General features: G+C 70.9%; 18 protein-coding genes and 3 pseudogenes. 11 read left to right on the forward strand and 10 right to left on the reverse strand.

The genetic code is table 11. From position 1 onward, the window contains the following. The 5 genes and pseudogenes from ACNFOC_RS33260 to ACNFOC_RS33280 all read right to left on the reverse strand — a co-directional run. Positions 1-243, reverse strand: a pseudogene (locus ACNFOC_RS33260) (class F sortase); the annotation flags it as partial. A gap of 114 nt (positions 244-357) precedes the next feature. After that, on the reverse strand, positions 358-972 hold the full coding sequence (locus ACNFOC_RS33265) for a hypothetical protein (protein ID WP_416962753.1): 615 nt from the start codon (positions 970-972) through the stop codon (positions 358-360). A gap of 112 nt (positions 973-1084) precedes the next feature. Then, positions 1085-2323: an MFS transporter gene (locus ACNFOC_RS33270; protein WP_416962754.1), complete on the reverse strand. Its 1239-nt coding sequence runs from the start codon at positions 2321-2323 to the stop codon at positions 1085-1087. Positions 2324-2346: 23 nt separating this feature from the next. Then, positions 2347-3753 (reverse strand): CitMHS family transporter, encoded by a 1407-nt coding sequence (locus ACNFOC_RS33275; RefSeq protein ID WP_416962755.1) that lies wholly within the window; start codon positions 3751-3753, stop codon positions 2347-2349. A gap of 122 nt (positions 3754-3875) precedes the next feature. Then, a pseudogene (locus tag ACNFOC_RS33280) lies at positions 3876-4430 on the reverse strand (molybdopterin dinucleotide binding domain-containing protein); the annotation flags it as partial. On the opposite strand from ACNFOC_RS33280, the pseudogene ACNFOC_RS33285 reads away from it, so the two are divergent. The 5 genes and pseudogenes from ACNFOC_RS33285 to ACNFOC_RS33305 all read left to right on the forward strand — a co-directional run. Then, positions 4398-4586 (forward strand): annotated as a pseudogene (locus tag ACNFOC_RS33285) (class F sortase); the annotation flags it as partial. The pseudogenes ACNFOC_RS33280 and ACNFOC_RS33285 sit on opposite strands and share 33 nt — an antisense overlap. Before the next feature lie 174 nt (positions 4587-4760). Then, positions 4761-6095 (forward strand): ABC transporter ATP-binding protein, encoded by a 1335-nt coding sequence (locus ACNFOC_RS33290; RefSeq protein ID WP_416962756.1) that lies wholly within the window; start codon positions 4761-4763, stop codon positions 6093-6095. Between the two features lie 20 nt (positions 6096-6115). After that, the gene (locus tag ACNFOC_RS33295) at positions 6116-6574 is read left to right on the forward strand and encodes a DUF3574 domain-containing protein (protein ID WP_416962757.1); all 459 of its coding nucleotides are present in this window, start codon (positions 6116-6118) and stop codon (positions 6572-6574) included. A 121-nt stretch (positions 6575-6695) separates the two neighbouring features. Continuing rightward, positions 6696-8084, forward strand: a complete 1389-nt coding sequence (locus tag ACNFOC_RS33300) for an aldehyde dehydrogenase family protein (RefSeq protein WP_416962758.1) — start codon at positions 6696-6698, stop codon at positions 8082-8084. Positions 8085-8103: 19 nt separating this feature from the next. Then, the gene (locus ACNFOC_RS33305; protein ID WP_416962759.1) at positions 8104-9186 is read left to right on the forward strand and encodes a Zn-dependent alcohol dehydrogenase; all 1083 of its coding nucleotides are present in this window, start codon (positions 8104-8106) and stop codon (positions 9184-9186) included. A gap of 120 nt (positions 9187-9306) precedes the next feature. On the opposite strand, the gene ACNFOC_RS33310 is transcribed toward ACNFOC_RS33305, so the two are convergent. Beyond that, complete coding sequence (locus ACNFOC_RS33310; protein ID WP_416962760.1) at positions 9307-10290, reverse strand: DMT family transporter; 984 nt, start codon at positions 10288-10290, stop codon at positions 9307-9309. A gap of 177 nt (positions 10291-10467) precedes the next feature. Here ACNFOC_RS33310 and ACNFOC_RS33315 point away from each other — a divergent pair, with 177 nt between their 5' ends. Continuing rightward, positions 10468-11400: an acetamidase/formamidase family protein gene (locus tag ACNFOC_RS33315; protein WP_416962761.1), complete on the forward strand. Its 933-nt coding sequence runs from the start codon at positions 10468-10470 to the stop codon at positions 11398-11400. Positions 11401-11484: 84 nt separating this feature from the next. On the opposite strand, the gene ACNFOC_RS33320 is transcribed toward ACNFOC_RS33315, so the two are convergent. Continuing rightward, positions 11485-12126: a TetR/AcrR family transcriptional regulator gene (locus ACNFOC_RS33320; protein WP_416962762.1), complete on the reverse strand. Its 642-nt coding sequence runs from the start codon at positions 12124-12126 to the stop codon at positions 11485-11487. A 93-nt stretch (positions 12127-12219) separates the two neighbouring features. On the opposite strand from ACNFOC_RS33320, the gene ACNFOC_RS33325 reads away from it, so the two are divergent. From ACNFOC_RS33325 to ACNFOC_RS33335, 3 genes are all read left to right on the forward strand, one after another. Then, positions 12220-13371, forward strand: a complete 1152-nt coding sequence (locus ACNFOC_RS33325; RefSeq protein ID WP_416962763.1) for an acyl-CoA dehydrogenase family protein — start codon at positions 12220-12222, stop codon at positions 13369-13371. A 60-nt stretch (positions 13372-13431) separates the two neighbouring features. After that, positions 13432-13677, forward strand: coding sequence for a YiaA/YiaB family inner membrane protein (locus tag ACNFOC_RS33330; RefSeq protein WP_019059193.1), 246 nt, complete (start codon positions 13432-13434; stop codon positions 13675-13677). An 83-nt stretch (positions 13678-13760) separates the two neighbouring features. Continuing rightward, a complete protein-coding gene (locus ACNFOC_RS33335; RefSeq protein WP_359608279.1) occupies positions 13761-14384 on the forward strand; it encodes a TetR/AcrR family transcriptional regulator in 624 nt (207 codons plus the stop codon). Between the two features lie 37 nt (positions 14385-14421). Here the strand turns inward: ACNFOC_RS33335 and ACNFOC_RS33340 are convergent, their stop codons facing one another. Then, complete coding sequence (locus ACNFOC_RS33340; RefSeq protein WP_416962764.1) at positions 14422-14883, reverse strand: MaoC family dehydratase; 462 nt, start codon at positions 14881-14883, stop codon at positions 14422-14424. A 123-nt stretch (positions 14884-15006) separates the two neighbouring features. Here ACNFOC_RS33340 and soxR point away from each other — a divergent pair, with 123 nt between their 5' ends. Continuing rightward, entirely contained in the window at positions 15007-15516 is a 510-nt protein-coding gene (gene soxR / locus ACNFOC_RS33345; protein WP_416962765.1) for a redox-sensitive transcriptional activator SoxR, read from the forward strand. A gap of 18 nt (positions 15517-15534) precedes the next feature. Here soxR and ACNFOC_RS33350 read toward each other — a convergent pair whose 3' ends face one another. Continuing rightward, positions 15535-16629 (reverse strand): RNA ligase (ATP), encoded by a 1095-nt coding sequence (locus ACNFOC_RS33350; protein ID WP_416962766.1) that lies wholly within the window; start codon positions 16627-16629, stop codon positions 15535-15537. Positions 16630-16777: 148 nt separating this feature from the next. On the opposite strand from ACNFOC_RS33350, the gene ACNFOC_RS33355 reads away from it, so the two are divergent. Then, entirely contained in the window at positions 16778-17473 is a 696-nt protein-coding gene (locus ACNFOC_RS33355; protein ID WP_416962767.1) for a hypothetical protein, read from the forward strand. On the opposite strand, the gene ACNFOC_RS33360 is transcribed toward ACNFOC_RS33355, so the two are convergent. Beyond that, positions 17458-18186, reverse strand: a complete 729-nt coding sequence (locus tag ACNFOC_RS33360) for a 3-keto-5-aminohexanoate cleavage protein (protein ID WP_416962768.1) — start codon at positions 18184-18186, stop codon at positions 17458-17460. The two genes, ACNFOC_RS33355 and ACNFOC_RS33360, sit on opposite strands and share 16 nt — an antisense overlap. Positions 18187-18257: the final 71 nt, after the last annotated feature.

Raw genomic sequence — 18257 nt, forward strand, 5'->3', positions numbered from 1 at the left:
GGCCACGGGGTGTGCCGGGGACGGCTGTTGGCCGCCGCGCGCGTCCGCGCGGAGGTCCGGGGCCGACGGAGCCACCCGGGTCGTACCGGAGCTGCCCTTGGCCGACGGAGCCACCCGGACCGGGCCGGAGGTGTCCGCGCCCCCGGCGCACCGGGCACCGCCGACCATCACCACGACGGTCAGCACGATGGTCCGCATGAGCCGGTAGGCGCGCGTCCGGTACCAGGGTCGGCGGCTCCGCACCACGCGGGCGGTACGACCGGGGGGCCACCGACCGTCCGCGAGCGGTCGGCGCACTGTGTCAGCGCCCCGCGCACCCGTGGGGCGCGGGGCGTTGCTGGAGTTCATCGCATCCGCTCAGGACGCGCCGTGGGGACGGCGACGCAGCCGGAACCAGACCACCCCGCCGACCGCGGTCAGGCCCACCGCCGCGGCACCGGCGAGCGGGGACAGGGCCGCGTCCCGGGCCAGCCCGCCGCCACCGGCGGGCGGACCGCCGTTGGGACCGCCCGTGCCTCCACCCGTGCCGCCGGTGCCGCCGCTGGTGCCGCCGGGCGGCGGCGACGGGCAGTCGACCTGGAAGACCTTGTGCTTGCCCGCGCCGTTCTCGCCCGCGAAGTTCCAGGTCAGCTTGTACATGCCGTTCGGCAGCTGAGCGACGGGCATGGTGTGGCCGGTGCCGGTCGCGAGCGTGATCGAGCCGGAACGGGTCGCGCCGCCCGGGATCGACGGCTGGGTCTCGATGGACCAGGTGACCTGCTGGACGGTGTCGAAGTTGAACGCGGCGAGGTAGAAGTCGCAGACCTTCGGCTCGTTGCGCTGGTCGGTGAAGGGCGTGCCCACCTCGTGGATCTTGACGTCTCCGTTGTCACCGGGGGCGGCGACGGCGACGGGTGCGCCGAAGGCGACGGTTGCCGCGGCGGCGAGAACCGTCCAGGCGGCGGCTCTACGGGGCAGGAATGAGGTCGGCATGAACAGCCCTCCGAATCAGGTGATTATCGTACGAATTGCTCCTTAACCTGATTCCCTTTCACGTTCTGCCCGGCGAACGTGCGCGCAGCGCCGTACGCGCCGTCAGATATCGCTAGATATCGCCCTTCCGGCTCAAGGACGGACCGGCCCGCCGCACCCCGCCGGAAGCCGCGCGCCCCTCGGACGATCTGCCCGGTGAGCGCAGCGCGACCCCCGCCGACAGCACCAGTAGCGCGCCGAGCATCACGAACGGCGCGGCCACGCCCGCGACTCCGGCGACGAGACCGGCGCCGGCGGGCGCGGCGACCTGGCCGAGGCGGTTTCCGGTGAGCCGGAGGGCGAGGGCGGTGGAGCGGGCGTCGTCGGGGGCGGCCTGGACGACCGTCGTCATGGAGAGGGGCTGGCCGACTCCCAGGCAGAAGCCCAGGATCGCGAGCATCAGGCCGATGGCCCAGACCGGGAGCGGCAGTGCGATGCCCGTGCACAGGACGCCCGCGAGGAGGCAGGTCACGGTCAACAGGGCCGCCCTGCCGAGCAGTTGGAGCAGCGGGGTCAGGACCAGCCGGCACGCGATGGTGGCCGCGGCGCGGATGCTGAGCAGGACGCCGATCACGGAGGGCGCGATGCCCCGGTGCTCGCCGACCACCGGGAGGTAGGCGGTGAGGATGTCGGTCGCGGACAGCACGGAGAGGCTGATGAAGATGCCCGCGGGTACGCCCCGGGCGCCCAGGATGCCGCGCATGGGCACGCGATCGCCTTGCTCCGTACGGGACTTGACGGTCGTACGGTCCTCGATGCGCCACAGCGACGTGAACGACACGGCGGCGCCCGCGCCCGCGACGAGGAGGGCGAGCGCGCTGGTGCCGGCCATGTCGGAGCCGCCGATCAGGGCGCCCGCGGCGATGGGGCCGATGAGCTGGCCGAGGGAGGCGCCGATGGTGAAGTGGCCGAAGTTGCGGTCCTGTTCGTGCGGGGCGGACTGGCGGGCGACCAGCGACTGGGCGCCGATCACGAAGCAGAGATGGCCCAGGCCCATCACTCCGCTCCACATCGCCATCGCCCAGAGGGAGTCGGCCAGTCCGCTGAGCGCGCAGCCGCCGGAGATCAGGACCACGCCGACGGGCAGCAGGGGTGCGCAGCGGCCGTGGTCGGTGCGGCGGCCGAGCGGTACGGCGGCGAACAGCGGGAGCAGCGCGTACACGCCCGCGATGACGCCGATCGCCCGCTCGTCGGCGCCGAGGGCGAGGGCCCGGTAGGAGACGGCGGGGCGGGCCATCGACACCGCCCCCTGCGTGAAGCTGAAGGCGATGACGAGGCGGAGCAGCCAGCCGCGGTTCCTGCCGGGCGTCATGGTGAAGTCCCTTGTCACGTCGGTCAGATGATGCCGAACAGGATTCCTGCCCCGAGGACGACGAGCGATGTCAGGGCGGCCCACTTGACGACGAACCTGGTGTGGTCGCCGAACTCGACCTTGGCCATGCCGACCAGGACGTACACGGCGGGCACGAGCGGGCTCGACATGTGCAGCGGCTGGCCGACGAGGGAGGCGCGGGCGATCTCCAGGGAGGAGACGCCGTGCGCCTGGCCGGCCTCGGCTAGCACGGGGAGGATGCCGAAGTAGAAGCCGTCGTTCGACATGAAGTACGTGAGCGGGATGCTGAGCACGCCGGTGACGAAGGCCATGTGCGGGCCCATGCCGTCGGGGATGTTGTCGACCAGCCAGGTGGCCATGTGGTCGACCATGCCGGTGCCCTGGAGGACGCCGGTGAAGACGGCGGCGGCGAAGACCATGCCGGAGACGTTGAGAACGTTCTCCGCGTGGGCGCCGAGGCGGGCCTTCTGGTCGGGCATGTGGGGGAAGTTGACGGTCAGGGCGAGTGCGGCGCCGAGGAGGAAGAGGACCGGGATCGGCAGCCACTCCATGATCATGGCGGTGAGCAGGGTGACCGTGAGCAGCGCGTTGAACCAGTACAGCTTGGGGCGCAGGGTGGGGCGGTCGGGGTCGAGGCCCTGGAACCCCTCGTCCTCGTCGGGGAGTTCGGCGTCGGCGTCCGTGCCGGAACCCGAACCGCCCGTGCGCGCACGCTTGTTGCCGTCACCACCGCCGGTGCCCACGAGCACCGTCTCGGTCTCCGGCTCCTCCACGAGCACCTCGTCCAGCGTGAGCACGCCGAGCCGCTTGCGCTCGCGGCGGCCGAGGACGTACGAGAGGACGAGGACCGCCAGCATGCCCACGGCGAGCGCCGGGATCATCGGGACGAAGATGTCGCTGGCGCTGACCTTGAGGGCGGTCGCGGCGCGGGCGGTCGGGCCGCCCCAGGGCAGCGTGTTCATCACGCCGTTGGCCATCGCGGCGACACCGGTCATCACGACCAGGCTCATCTTCAGGCGCTTGTACAGCGGGTACATCGCCGAGACCGTGATCATGAAGGTGGTCGAGCCGTCGCCGTCCAGGGAGACGATCGCGGCGAGGACCGCCGTACCGACGACGATGCGCAGCGGATCCGCCTTGCAGAACTTGAGGATCCCTCGCACGATCGGGTCGAAGAGGCCCACGTCGATCATCACACCGAAGTAGACGATCGCGAACATGAGCATCGCCGCGGTGGGCGCGAGGCTGGTGACGCCGTCGATGACGTAGTCGCCGAGCTTGGCGCCCTTTCCGACGAAGACGCAGAACAGCGCCGGTATCAGCACGAGCGCCGCGATCGGCGACATCTTCTTCAGCATGATCAGGACCAGGAAGGTCGCGATCATGGTGAAGCCGAGGATGGTCAGCATGAGTGGAACACCTAACGTTCGCCTTTGAACTCCCACCAGGGACGGCGGTCCGACGACGTTAGGTCGCGCAAAGCCGCGTTAACAAGACGTTGACGCGCGAGCAATAAGCGCAAAACTCCAGGTCACAGCGGTGCGGTGAGTGCGGCGACCTCCACGGGCACTCCGTTGAGCACCGCGTTGCCCGACAGCGGGTCGAGCTGACTGCCGTCGAGCAGCTGGTTCACGTTGACGCCCGGATCGGTGGCGGCGTGGCTGAGCCGGGTGCCGGGACGGTCGTGTCCCCAGCCGTGCGGAAGGCTCACGACGCCCCGCCGCAGTCCGTCCGTGATCTCGGCGGGGGCGGTCACCTCTCCCCCGGCGCCCTTCACCCGGACCGGCGCCCCGTCGACCACGCCGAGGCGCTCCGCGTCGTCGGGGTGGATGTGCAGGGTGCAGCGGTTGGTGCCGCCGGTGAGGGCGGGCACGTTGTGCATCCAGCTGTTGTTGGAGCGCAGATGGCGGCGGCCGACGAGGACCAGCCCGTCGGCACGGTCGCTCATCGCCTGCCGGAGCCGGGGCAGGTCGTCGACGATCGGCTGCGGCAGCAGTTCGACCTTGCCGCTGCGGGTCTTCAGCGGTTGCGGCAGGCGGGAGGCGAGCGGGCCCAGGTCGATGCCGTGAAGGCGTACGAGAAGGCGCACTTCCCCGACCGGGAGGTCTACGGCGCCCGCGGGCGCCCGGAGTTGCGCCTGATCACCTGCGGTGGCAGCTACGACCGCAGGACCGGATACGCGGGCAACACCGTCGTCTTCGCCCACCTCACCGCGACCCGTGAGCGCGCCCGGAAACCGTGAAGATGACCGTCCGTTTTCTCACCACCCGGACCGACCCGCCCGATCCCGTCCGGTCTCTTCCCCCGGGCGCGCACATTCCGTTAGCTTCCGTGACTCACAAGCCTCGTACGGCCCGTACGAGGTGTCCGGACCGCGGAGCACCGTCGCCCAAGTGAGCCCCCGGGGGCACTCGTCATGACACGCGCCATCTCTCTGCACGACGTGAGCAAGGCCTACGCGCGAGGCGTCCGGGTGGTGGACCGGCTGTCGCTGGACATCGCGCCGGGGGAGTTCCTCGTCCTGCTCGGGCCGTCCGGGTGCGGCAAGTCGACCGTGCTGAGGATGATCGCCGGCCTGGAGCAGATCGACGAGGGCGAGTTGAGACTCGACGGCGAGTGCGCCAACGAACTCGCGCCGTCCGAACGGGACATGGCGATGGTGTTCCAGAACTTCGCCCTCTACCCGAGCATGACGAGCCGGGACAACATCGGCTTCCCGCTGCGCATCGAGACCCCTGGCGAGGACCCGCGCGCCCGCGTGGACGCCACCGCCCGCATGCTGGGCATCGAGGACCTCCTGGAACGCTTCCCCAGCCAGCTCTCCGGCGGCGAACGCCAGCGCGTCGCCATGGGCCGGGCCATCGCCCGCCACCCTTCCGCGTTCCTGATGGACGAACCGCTCTCCAACCTCGACGCGAAACTCCGCAACCACCTGCGCGCCGAAATCTCCTCCCTCACCCGCAAGTTGGGCGTCACCACGGTCTACGTCACCCACGACCAGGCCGAGGCCATGTCGCTCGGCGACCGGGTCGCCGTCCTGCGCGGCGGAGTCCTCCAGCAGGTCGGCACCCCGCGCTCGGTGTACGCACTGCCCCGCAACGTCTTCGTCGCCGCTTTCATCGGCACCCCGCGCATCAACCTCCTGCGCGGCCTGGTCCGGGCCCCGTTGGACGGCGCGATGACCATCAGCCTCGGCAAGCAGTACCTCCGGCTGCCCGAACCCCTGTGCCTGGACCACCAGTTGCTCCGCGTCCAGCAGGGCCGCGAGGTCATCGTCGGCCTGCGCTCCGAGGCTGTGCGCATAGCCAAGCCCGCCGCCGCCCGCCCCGGCGAGGTGGCCATCAGCGGCCTCGTCGAGCACGTCGAGTTCCAGGGCCACGAGGTCCTCGTCCACTTCAACACCGGCTCCCGGCCCGCCGTCGTACCGGAGTTGGAGGCCCCGCGCACCGCCCGGCCGGTCCGGCGCCGCCGACGCGAGGGCGGTGTCCTGGACCGGCTGCGGGGACGCGCGAGCGTGCTGCGCGCCGGACCGGTGGTCGTCCTGGAGCAACCGGCGGTCGCGGAAGTCGACCCCGTACCGCCCGAGGGCCGTCTCCCCGGCGACCTCGTCGTCCGCACCACCCCCGACATCGAACTCCGGCACGGCATGCACGTCCCGCTCCTCGTCGACATCGCCCACCTGTTCGTCTTCGACCAGCACGGCGAACGGATCTCCCCGGCCCCGGCGCGGCTGCCCGACCTGGAGGAGTGACGCCCGGTACGGATAGGTGCATGAACGTGCACTTCACCCGAAACCGGGCAGCCCTCGCGATCGCCGGCCTCCTCCTGACCGTGGCCGCTCCCACCGCCTACGCGAGCCTCGACACCAGCACAGCCTCCGCTCCCGCGCCGACGCGCGGAACGCCGTACATCGAGACGCAGCTCTTCTTCGGCACCGAGCGGCCGGACGGTGGACCGGCCGTCACCGACCGGCAGTTCATGGCCTTCGTCGACGAGGAGGTCACGCCGGACTTTCCGGACGGGCTCACCGTGCAGGACGGGCGCGGGCAGTGGCGGGACGCGGACGGGCGGATCGAGAAGGAGCGGTCGTACGAGCTGATCCTGCTGTATCCGGTGGCGGCGGCGGGCGCGAACGACCGGAAGATCGAGGAGGTCCGGCGGGCGTACGAGAAGGCCTTCGGGCAGGAGGCGGTGGGGCGGGTGGACGACCGGACCCGGGCCGATTTCTGAGGTGCCCGCACCCCGGCTCACGCGGTCTCCGCGCGTCCGTGACCCAGGGTCTCTGGCGCCGGAAAACTAACATCGCTAGTTTATGGGGCGGACGACGTAGTCACGCCCGGGAGGCAGCACGATGAAGGCACACGACGGCATGTACATCGACGGCGCCTGGCGCCCCGCCGCGAGCGGGGAGACCATCGACGTGGTGAACCCGGTCGACGAGCAGGTGATCGACCGCGTCCCGGCCGGTACCGCCGCCGACGTCGACACCGCCGTACGAGCCGCCCGTGCCGCCCTCCCGGGCTGGGCCGCGACCCCGCCCGCGGAACGGGCCGCCCAACTCACCTCCCTGCGGGACGTGTTGGTGACCCGCAAGGACGAGATCGCCGAGACGGTCACCGCCGAACTGGGCTCTCCGCTCGCCTTCTCACAGGCCGTCCACGCGGGCGTGCCGATCGCGGTCGCGGGCTCGTACGCCGAACTCGCCGCGACCCACGCCTTCGAGGAGAAGGTCGGCAACTCGACGGTCTACCAGGAACCCATCGGCGTGGTCGGCGCGATCACCCCCTGGAACTACCCCCTCCACCAGATCGTCGCCAAGGTCGCCCCCGCCCTCGCGGCGGGCTGCACGGTGGTGCTCAAGCCCGCCGAAGACACCCCGCTCACCGCCCAGTTGTTCGCCGAGGCCGTCGACGAGGCGGGCATCCCGGCCGGTGTCTTCAACCTGGTGACGGGTCTGGGGCCGGTCGCCGGCCAGGCACTGGCCGAACACCCCGGCGTCGACCTGGTCTCCTTCACCGGCTCCACGGCGGTGGGCCGCCAGATCGGCGCCACGGCCGGTGCCGCCGTCAAGAAGGTCGCCCTGGAGCTGGGCGGCAAGTCCGCCAACGTCATCCTCCCGAGCGCCGACCTCGCCAAGGCCGTCAACGTCGGCGTCGCCAACGTGATGTCCAACTCCGGCCAGACATGCAGCGCTTGGACCCGCATGCTCGTCCACCGCGACCGGTACGACGAGGCCGTGGAGCTGGCCGCGACGGCCGCCGCCAAGTACGGCGACCGCATCGGCCCGGTCGTGAACGCCAAGCAGCGGGCGAGGGTGCGGAGTTACATCGAGAAGGGGGTCGCCGAGGGCGCGAGGCTGGTGGCGGGCGGCCCCGAATCCCCGTCCCCGCAGGGCTACTTCATCACCCCGACCGTCTTCGCCGACGTCACCCCCGACATGACGATCGCCCAGGAGGAGATCTTCGGCCCGGTCCTCTCCATCCTCCGCTACGACGACGAGGACGACGCCGTCCGCATCGCCAACGGCACGGTCTACGGCCTCGCGGGCGCGGTGTGGGCCGGTGACGAGGCCGAAGCGGTCGCGTTCGCGCGCCGGTTGGAGACCGGGCAGGTGGACATCAACGGCGGACGGTTCAACCCCCGTGCCCCGTTCGGGGGTTACAAGCAGTCGGGGGTGGGCCGGGAACTCGGCGCGCACGGGCTGTCCGAGTACCTCCAGACCAAGTCCCTTCAGTTCTAGCCCTGTCAGGAGGACTCACATGGTTCGCGCCGCCGTACTGCCCGCCGTGGGCGCCCCGTTGGAGATCGCCGAGATCGACCTCCCGGACCCCGGCCCCGGCCAGGTCCGCATCCGCCTCGCCGCCGCCGGGGTCTGCCACTCCGACCTGTCCCTGACCAACGGCACCATGCGGGTGCCGGTCCCGGCGGTCCTCGGCCACGAGGGCGCGGGCACGGTCGTAGCCGTAGGGGAGGGCGTCACGCACGTCTCACCCGGCGCCTCGGTGATCCTCAACTGGGCCCCGTCCTGCGGCACTTGCCACGCCTGCACACTCGGCGAGGTCTGGCTCTGCGCCAACGCCCTCAACGGCGCCGCCGACGTATACGCCCACCGCACCTCCGACGGCAGCGACCTCCACCCCGGCCTGAACGTGGCGGCGTTCGCCGAGGAGACGGTCGTATCGGCGTCCTGTGTCCTACCCCTCCCCGAGGGCATCCCCCTCACCGACGCGGCCCTCCTCGGCTGCGCGGTCCTCACCGGCTACGGCGCGATCCACCACTCGGCGCGGGTGCGGGAGGGCGAGACGGTCGCGGTGTTCGGCGTCGGCGGAGTCGGCCTGGCCACCCTCCAGTCGGCCCGGATCGCGGGCGCCACGACGATCGTCGCCGTCGATGTCTCTCCGGAGAAGGAGGAGTTGGCGCGCGCGGCCGGAGCGACGGACTACGTGGTCGCCTCCGAGAACACGGCCAGGGAGATCCGCGCCCTCACCGGAAAACAGGGCGTCGACGTCGCCGTGGAGTGCGTGGGCCGCGCGGTCACCATCCGCACCGCCTGGGAGTCCACCCGCCGCGGCGGCCGCACCACGGTCGTCGGCATCGGCGGCAAGGACCAGCAGGTCACCTTCAACGCCCTCGAACTCTTCCACTGGGGACGGACGTTGAGCGGCTGCGTCTACGGCAACTCCGACCCGGCGAAGGACGTGCCGGTGCTCGCCGAACACGTCCGGGCCGGACGCCTGGACCTGGGCGCGCTGGTGACGGAACGGATCGCGCTGGACGGGATCCCGGCGGCGTTCGAGAACATGGTGGCGGGGAAGGGCGGCCGGGCGCTGGTCATCTTCTGACCGGCCGTTTTCTGCGGGCGGCAGCGGCGCCGGGCGCGTGCTGACGGACGCGTCCCTGGAGGGGGGTGACGTGCCGGTGGGCGAGGGACTCTTGCTGACGGGTGCTTCCCCGGGCGCCGGTCACTTACTGGCGGGCGCTTCCTCGGCCGGCGGCTCGGCCCCGGCCATCGGAGTCGCCCCCGCACCTCCACCCGCACCCGCCCCCGTCTCCGCTGTCGCCGGCACCCGCGCCCGGGACCGCGACACCGCCACGCCCGCCAGGCACAGCGCCCCGCCCGCCAGCGTGAGCAGTCCCGGCACCTCGCCGAGCACCAGCCACGACATCAGGACGACCAGCGCGGGCACCGCGTACGTGGTCGCGCCCATCTTGCTGGCGGTCGTACGGGCGAGGGCGTACGCCCAGGTCGTGAAGGCGAGCGCGGTCGGGAAGACGCCCAGATAGACCATGTTGAGGGTGGCGGAGAGGGGCGCGTCGCCGGCCTGCCCGACGAGCTGCCCGGCGAACGGCAGACACATCACGGCCCCGACGAGACACCCGAACGTCGTGACCTGGAGCGCGCTCGCCCGGGCCAGGGCCGGCTTCTGGGCGACGACCCCACCGGCGTACGCGACCGCGGCGAGCAGACACAGCACCACACCGAGCACGGACGAACCCCCGTTGCCCGACATCGAAAGACCCACGGTCACCGCACCCGCGAACGACACCGCCATCCCCGCGAGCAGCCGCGGCGGCATCGCGTCACCGAGCAGCCGCGAGCCGAGCAGGGCGATGAGGATCGGCCCGATGTTCACGACGAGGGCGGCGGTACCGGCGTCGACCTGCTGCTCGCCCCAGTTCAGGACGACCATGTAGAACCCGAACCACAGCACGCCCGAGACGGCGATCCCCCGCCAGGCGGACCGCGGCGGCACCCCTTCCCGCCGTACGAGAGAGATCGCGCCCAGCGCCAGCGCCCCGCTCGCCAGCCGGCCCAGCGCCAGCGCGCCCGGCGAGTAGGCGGACCCCGCGCTCCGGATGGACACGAACGCGGAGGCCCACAGCAGGACGGTGACGACAGCGGCTGCGGCGGCTGCCCGTTCGGCACGGAGGAGGGGTTTCGTCATGTCCCGAGGCTAGGCGGCGGCACGGGCGCGGAGCTAGCGGAAATCGGACGCCACGTTCGGGATGCCGGCATGGTGCCTACGGGGTTAAATTTATTGCCAATGAGGCTTGACGTCGGGTCGGTCGGCGGGGCAGAGTCCGGCACACGTGCCGACAGCCCGACAGGTGAGGACGGTCCGATGAGCCACCACTCCGTACCGAAGCAGGTGCATCGCCTGTGGTCGACCGGGCACGAGCCCGTGCTGGAGGTCGAGGACGGGGACACCGTGTCGTTCGACCTCACCGAGGCCACGGACGGACAGTTCGACCCGACGTCGACCGTCGGGGCGGTAGCCGGTTTCGACTGGGACCGTGTCTATCCCCTGGCCGGACCGATCATGGTCAAGGACGCGGAACCGGGCGACGTCCTGGAGGTGGAGTTCCTGGAACTCCGGTCGGTCGACTGGGGCTGGACGGCCGTACTCCCCGGACTCGGCCTGCTCACCGAGGACTTCCCCGACGCACACCTCCACCTGTGGGACCTGACCGGCGGAGACACGGCCAACTTCCTTGACGTGGCGGACATCCCGATCCGCCCCTTCTGCGGGGTAGTTGGGGTCTGCCCCGATGTCACCGAACCCCAAAGCGTCCTGCCCCCGGGCCACTTCGGCGGCAACGTGGACTGCAAGGACCTGGTGGTCGGCACCAAGCTCTACCTCCCGGTCCAGGTCCGCGGCGCCCGCCTCAGCCTCGGCGATCCCCACGCGGCCCAGGGCGACGGCGAGTTGTGCGTGAGCGCGATCGAGGCGTCCCTGTCGGGCGCGGCAAGGATCCGCCTGCACAAGGGCCGTCGCATACCGGCCCCCCAATTCGAGACGGTGGGCCCCCTCCGCACGGACACCGACCGAGCCGGCCATTACGCCACGATGGGCGTGGCCCCCGACCTCATGCGAGCCGCCCAGGACGCGACCCGAGCCATGATCGACCACCTGTGCACCCGCTACGCTCTCGCCCCGATCGACGCCTACGTCCTGTGCAGCGTCGCCGTAGACCTGAGAATCACAGAGGTGGTGGACGCCCCCAACTGGATAGTCGCGGCCCACCTACCCAAGGCGATCCTCCGGGCACGATGAAAACAAGGGTGGCGTTACTTTTTTAGGGGCGCGGGGAACTGCGCGACCAGCCACAACGCACCGGCACTCGACACACGACAGAACCTAACCGGCACGTCGCATCTCCTCGAACTGCCCAGCCAACCCATCCAGCAACGCAGCAAGCCCCACCTCAAACGCCCGCTCATCCACCTTCTCCTGCTGCTCGGCAAGAAGATGCGCCTGCCCAAGATGCGGATAGTCGGCAGGATCGTACGCACTCTCGTCGTCCACAAACCCCCCAGCGAACGACCCCAACGCGGACCCCATGATGAAGTACCGCATCAACGCCCCGATGGACGTGGCCTGAGCCGGCGGCCACCCCGCGTCGACCATCGCCCCGTACACGGCATCAGCAAGCCGCAACCCAGCCGGCCGCCGCCCCGGCCCGGTCGCAAGCACAGGCACGATGTTCGGATGGTCACGCAGCGCGGACCGATAGGACACGGCCCAGTCGTGCAGCGCCGTACGCCAGTCCCGCCCGTCCGAGAACATCGACAGATCGACCTGCGCGCTCACCGAGTCGGCGACGGCCTCCAGGATCTGGTCCTTCGTGCGGAAGTGGTTGTAGAGCGAGGGCCCGCTCACCCCCAACTCCGCGGCGAGCCGACGCGTGGAGACAGCCGCCAACCCCTCCGCGTCCACCAGCACACGCGCCGTCTCGACGATCCGGTCGGTGCTGAGGAGGGGCTTGCGCGGTCGGGCCATGGCGCACATAGTAGGGCTGCGAGAGTCAAACTAGCAGTGCTAATTTAAATGTGCAGCAGTCGATGTACGGCCTTTCACTTGGGGTGACGCGCGATGAACCTGGGACTGAGCGAGGAGCAGGAGGCCGTACGGCAGCTCGCCAAGGACTTCGTGGACCGCGAGATCGCCCCGCACGTGATCGCCTGGGACCGCGCCGAGGAGGTCGACCGCTCGATCGTCAAGAAGCTCGGCGGCGTCGGCTTCCTGGGACTGACGATCGACGAGGAGTACGGCGGCTCGGGCGGCGACCATCTCGCGTACTGCCTGGTCACCGAGGAACTCGGACGAGGGGACTCCTCCGTGCGCGGGATCGTGTCCGTGTCGCTGGGGCTCGTCGCCAAGTCGATCGCCGGCTGGGGGAGCGAGGAGCAGAAGCGCCGCTGGCTGCCGGGGCTCACCTCCGGCGAGTACGTCGGCTGTTTCGGGCTCACCGAACCCGGCACCGGTTCCGACGCGGGCAACCTCACCACCCGCGCGGTGCGCGACGGCGACGACTACGTCATCAACGGCACCAAGATGTTCATCACGAACGGCACTTGGGCCGACGTCGTACTCCTCTTCGCGCGCTCGACCGACGCCCCGGGACACAAGGGCGTCTCCGCCTTCCTCGTGCCGGCCGACACCCCCGGCCTGACCCGCCGCACCATCCACGGCAAGCTCGGCCTGCGCGGCCAGGCCACCGCCGAACTCGTCCTCGAAGACGTCCGCGTCCCCGCCTCCACGATGCTCGCCCCCGAGGGCAAGGGCTTCTCGGTCGCCATGTCGGCGCTGGCCAAGGGGCGCATGTCGGTCGCGGCGGGCTGTGTCGGCATCGCCCAGGCCGCACTCGACGTGGCCGTCCGCTACGCCGGTGAGCGCGAGCAGTTCGGCAAGTCCATCGCGCGGCACCAGCTCGTGCAGGAACTGATCAGCGACATCGCCGTCGACGTGGACGCGGCCCGCCTGCTGACCTGGCGGGTCGCCGACCTGATCGACCGGGGCCTGCCCTTCGCCACCGAGTCCTCCAAGGCCAAGCTCTTCGCCTCGGAGGCGGCCGTCCGCGCCGCGAACAACGCGCTCCAGGTCTTCGGCGGCTACGGCTACATCGACGAGTACCCGGCCGGAAAGCTGCTGCGCGACGCCCGCGTGATGACCCTCTACGAGGGCACCAGCCAGATCCAGAAGCTGCTCATCGGGCGTGCGCTGACGGGCGTTTCGGCGTTCTGAGTACGTGAGTTGAGTATCTGAGCGGATGTCCTGCGGGCCGTAGCCGCCGACGCTTGACCCATGAGCGAAGCATCGGGCAAACCGCAGAACACGGCTGCCTTCTACGGCCAGGCAGTCGCCTCCTTCTCCGTCGCCATCGCGGCGACCGCCATCGGCATCTTCAAGCTGCACGCCGACGCCTGGGTACGGGCCTTCCTCGCGATCGCCGTCCTGTACCTGGTCACCTCCTCCTTCACCCTCGCCAAGGTGATCCGGGACAGGCAGGACGCGGCGCGCACCACCTACAACCCGTTCGAAAAGCTCTGAGCGGGCAGACTAAGCGCTCGCTCAGGTTCGGCGGTATGGTGGAGCCCTTGCCATCGAGAGGCATCGAGAGGGGTTCACGAGCGATGAGTACGGCGGAGGAGACCACCGCGGGCGACCCGCAGGCCTGGGCAGAGGTCACGCCCGACGCGGCCCGGCGACTGCTGATCGCCGCCGTGGAGGCCTTCGCCGAGCGCGGCTACCACGCGACGACCACCCGGGACATCGCCGGCCGCGCCGGGATGAGCCCGGCCGCGCTCTACATCCACTACAAGACCAAGGAAGAGCTGCTCCACCGCATCAGCAGGATCGGCCACGAGAAGGCCCTGGACATCCTGCGTACGGCGGCGGGGCGCGAGGGCAGCGCCGCCGAGCGGCTCGCCGACGCCGTCAGCTCCTTCGTGCGCTGGCACGCGGGCGGGCGCACCACCGCGCGGGTCGTCCAGTACGAACTCGACTCGCTCGGCCCGGACGCCCGCGCCGAGATCCTCGCGCTGCGCCGGCAGGTCGACGCCGAGGTGCGCGGGATCGTCGAGGACGGGGTGGCGGACGGCTCCTTCGACGTGCCGGACGTGAAGGGCACGACCCTCGCGATCCTGTCGCTGTGCATCGACGTGGCCCGCTGGTTCAGCCTCGACGGCCCCCGGACGCCCGACGAGGTCGGCGCGCTCTACGCCGACCTCGTACTGCGGATGGTGGGGGCCAAGTAGCCGTAGAACCAGTGGTGTTGGTTCTCGGGCGGAGATGTCAGAGGTAGTAGCGGGACACCGACTCGGCCACGCACACCGGCTTGTCGCCGCCCTCGCGCTCCACGGTGAACGCGACGGTCACCTGGACGCCGCCCGGTACGTCGTCGACGCCGGTGATCCTCGCGGTGGCGCGCAGCCGGGAGTCGACCGGCACCGGGGCGGGGAAACGGACCTTGTTCGTCCCGTAGTTGACGCCCATCGTCACGCCCTCGACCTTGATCAGCTGCGGTCCGAAGAGCGGGAGCAGCGACAGGGTGAGGTAGCCGTGCGCGATGGTCGTCCTGAAGGGGCCTGCCGCCGCCTTCTCCGGGTCCACGTGGATCCACTGGTGGTCGCCCGTCGCGTCCGCGAACAGGTCGATCCGCTTCTGGTCGATCTCCAGCCAGTCGGTGTGCCCCAACTGCTCACCGACCGCCGCCCGCAGGTCGTCGACGGAGGTGAAGATCCTCGGCTCTGCCATGTCCTGTCCCGGCCTCTCACGTCATCCAGCGTCATCGCATACCTAAGCAACTGCTTAGCATGGTCGGATGCGGGGCCGCTGTCAACGGACCGCGGGTGTGACGCGATGGGTAGGCTCTGACAGGTGCCTCAGATCCCCGAGAAGATCCACGAGCTGACCGTCGGCCAACTCTCCGCCCGCAGCGGCGCCGCCGTCTCCGCCCTGCACTTCTACGAGGCCAAGGGCCTGATCAGCAGCAGCCGCACCACGGGCAACCAGCGCCGGTACACCCGTGACACCCTGCGCCGGGTCGCCTTCGTGCGGGCCGCGCAGCGCGTCGGCATCCCGCTGGCCACCATCCGCGAGGCGCTCGCCGAACTCCCCGAGGAGCGCACCCCGACCCGCGAGGACTGGGCCCGTCTCTCCGAGGCCTGGCGCTCCGAACTCGACGAACGCATCAAGCAGCTCAACCGCCTCCGCGACCACCTCACCGACTGCATCGGCTGCGGCTGCCTGTCCCTGGCGACCTGCGTCCTGTCCAACCCGGACGACGTGGTCGGCGAACGGGGCGCGGGTTCACGCCTGATGACGGAACCGAGGGAACGCGCGCCCCGGGGCAGGCGAAGGGACACCGGCCCCAAGGCGCGCGACTGAGGGCGACGCGCTGGGGCGTCACTCGTACTCGGTGCCGCCCTTCCGCGTCAGATACGCCGGGCTGACGGCTTTGGCGATCGCCCGTCCACCGGTCACCGCGCTGTACCGCTCCGTCGCCGGACGGATCACGACGCCCTCGCGCAGATGCAGCCCCCGCCCGGACAGGGTCTCCCGCCCGCTCGCGACCTCCAGCACTCGCGCGACGTCGTACGGCCCCTCGTACAGCCGTGGCACCAACGGCAGCTCCCCGTCGAGCAGTTCGGCCAGTTCGGCCGCGTCCAGCCAGCGGACGACACCGTCGATCTCGGCGGACACGTCGAACACGGCGTACCCGAGCGTCTCGCGTCGCCCGTCCGCGCCGTACGTCAGGTCCTGCACCCCCGCGCCGTACACCTCGCCGAAGATCCCGACCCGGCGGGCGCAGAGCCGCTCGGCGAGCCGGGCGGCGGCCTCGGGGACGCCGTGGCCGTGGACGGCTCGCCAGTACAGATTGCGCGGATCCTCTTTCAGGGCGAGGGACTTGGCGCCGAAGCCCTTCGAGGAGACCTGTACGCGGCCGCCCTCCTCCTCTTTCTCGTTGTCGGCGAAGTAGGTCAACAGGCAGGCGGAGCCGTGCAGTTTCTCGGTCAGGACCACAGCCTCGCCCGGTTCGAAGATGCCGGGAAACCGCTGGATGTTCTCGATGTCCACCCAGGGCAGCAGATCGGGCGCGGACTCGACGTCACCGCTCATCGTGGGCGGGATCGGCGGCACCCACTTGACGATGCCGAGCCGCTCCGCGAAGTCGGTGCCGTCCAGGGCGGCCCGGCCCAGGTCGACGTCCGCGAGGGCCTCCGGCCGGCACACGATGCCCTGCGACAGCTCACCGCGCAGCCGCACCGCCTTGACCCGGTCGGCGTTGCTCCCCGCGAGGCGTCCCGTCAGCCCCAACTCCTCGATCAGCGCGGCCGGGAGCACGGACTGCTCGGGGATGTAGACGGCGGTGTCACCGGTGCGGTACGCCCCCTTCGCGACGACGGCGCGATACAGGCCGACCTGGGCCAGTTCGAGCGCGTCGGCGTTCGGGTGTTCATGGACGGTCAGCACTTCGGCGGTGACGCGCAGCGTCGACATCGGGGCTCCTCGGGTTCCTCAGTTGGGTTTCATCGCCCTCAACTGTCCTGATCCGAAAGGGGTGGAGCGACCGGATTAGCAGCTGCTAGCGTCATTCTCTTCGGCCGGCGGCGACGCCGCGCACGGAGTACCGACGGGACCAACTCCCATGCTCTCTCCCGCACTTGACGCCGCCCTCGCGGACATCGACACGGTCTTCAACGGATTCGCCAGCCCGCACGAGACCGGCTGCGGATTCTGCCACGCGCCCGAGGAGACCGCGTTGCTGCGCACGCCGTACACACGCGTGCCCGTGGACGTGGTGCGGTACTACCTCTTCGAGGTCCCCGACCACTTCGACGACCACCCGGCCGTGATGCGACGGCTGCTGCCGCAGGCCGCACGGGCGATGGCGGACGGCACCCTGGGCTCGATCGGCTATGGACCCCACGGGTTGAGCCGGGTGGACTGGCGATCCTGGCCGCCCCGGCAGGCCGCCGCGATCGAGGCCTTCCTGCGGGCCTGGTGGCAGGACACCCTCACCACGCCCGAGCCGCCCTACGACATCGACGACATATTCGAGACCTGCGCCACGATCGCCCGCACGGTGACCCCCTTCCTGAACGGATGGGTCCAGGGTCCGGTCGCCGACACGCACCTCGCCGCCTGCACCGACACCTGGCTCGACGACCTGGTGTCCGACGCCTCCCCGTTCACCTGGTGGTACGACGACAGCGAGGACACCGGCGTCGCGGACCTGCGCACCTGGCTGGCCGGCCCCGGTGCCGTCCGCCTCCATGCCCAGGGCGAGTCCGACCTCGCGATACGCGCCGAACTCCTCGCCCTGCCCTACGGCGAGCGCTGAGCCGACCCGTACTGAACCAGCCCCTCGGCGACCAACTGAGCGTTGGACAAGGCCCGTTCGCCGTCCGGCAGGAGCAACGTGTCCTCCAGGCCGATGCGTGTCGCGAGCCCCAGCCGCCCCGCGAGCCGGAGCACCGGCCAGGCGCCGCCTTCCTCACCGTGCAGCAGAACCGGGCGGCCGTGACCGGTGTCGAGGTCGGTGAGAAGCGCACGTGCGGACGCCTCGGCCGTGTCCGCGTCCGGGTCCGTCACCTCCGCCAGGACCCGCAGCACCTTCGAGCGGAGCGGTGAGACGGCGAACCGGGCGGCGCCCTCCGTGCCCGACCAGATGCCCGCCTCCACGCCGACGCCCCGGTCCAGCAGCGCCGCCGCGACCTCCTCGGCGCCCGGCTCGTGCCAGTTGACCGAGGCGTGGTCGGGCAGCACCGTCCAGCCGCGCACCCGCTCCAGCCGGGCGGCGGGGTCCGGCTCGGCCCAGGCGCCGGTGGTCACGCCGACCGGCACGGTCACCCGCGCCCGTATCGCGTCCAGCGTCACCGCGAGGACGCGGGGCGACAACGTGTCGTCCCCGCAAGGGGACTTGGGATGGAGGTGGACATCCGTGGCCCCCGCCGCGACGGCCTCCACCGCGGCATCGGCCAACGCCCCGGGCGAGACCGGCACCATCCAGCCGTCGGCGACCCCACGGGCCCCGTTGAGACAGACCTGCACCATGCCTCGATGGTGCCACCGGCCACTGACAACCGGCCCCTCGGCCCGGCCTCCTCAGCCCGACCCCCTTGTCC

This window comes from Streptomyces colwelliae, from assembly GCF_048158785.1.
GTDB lineage: Bacteria > Actinomycetota > Actinomycetes > Streptomycetales > Streptomycetaceae > Streptomyces.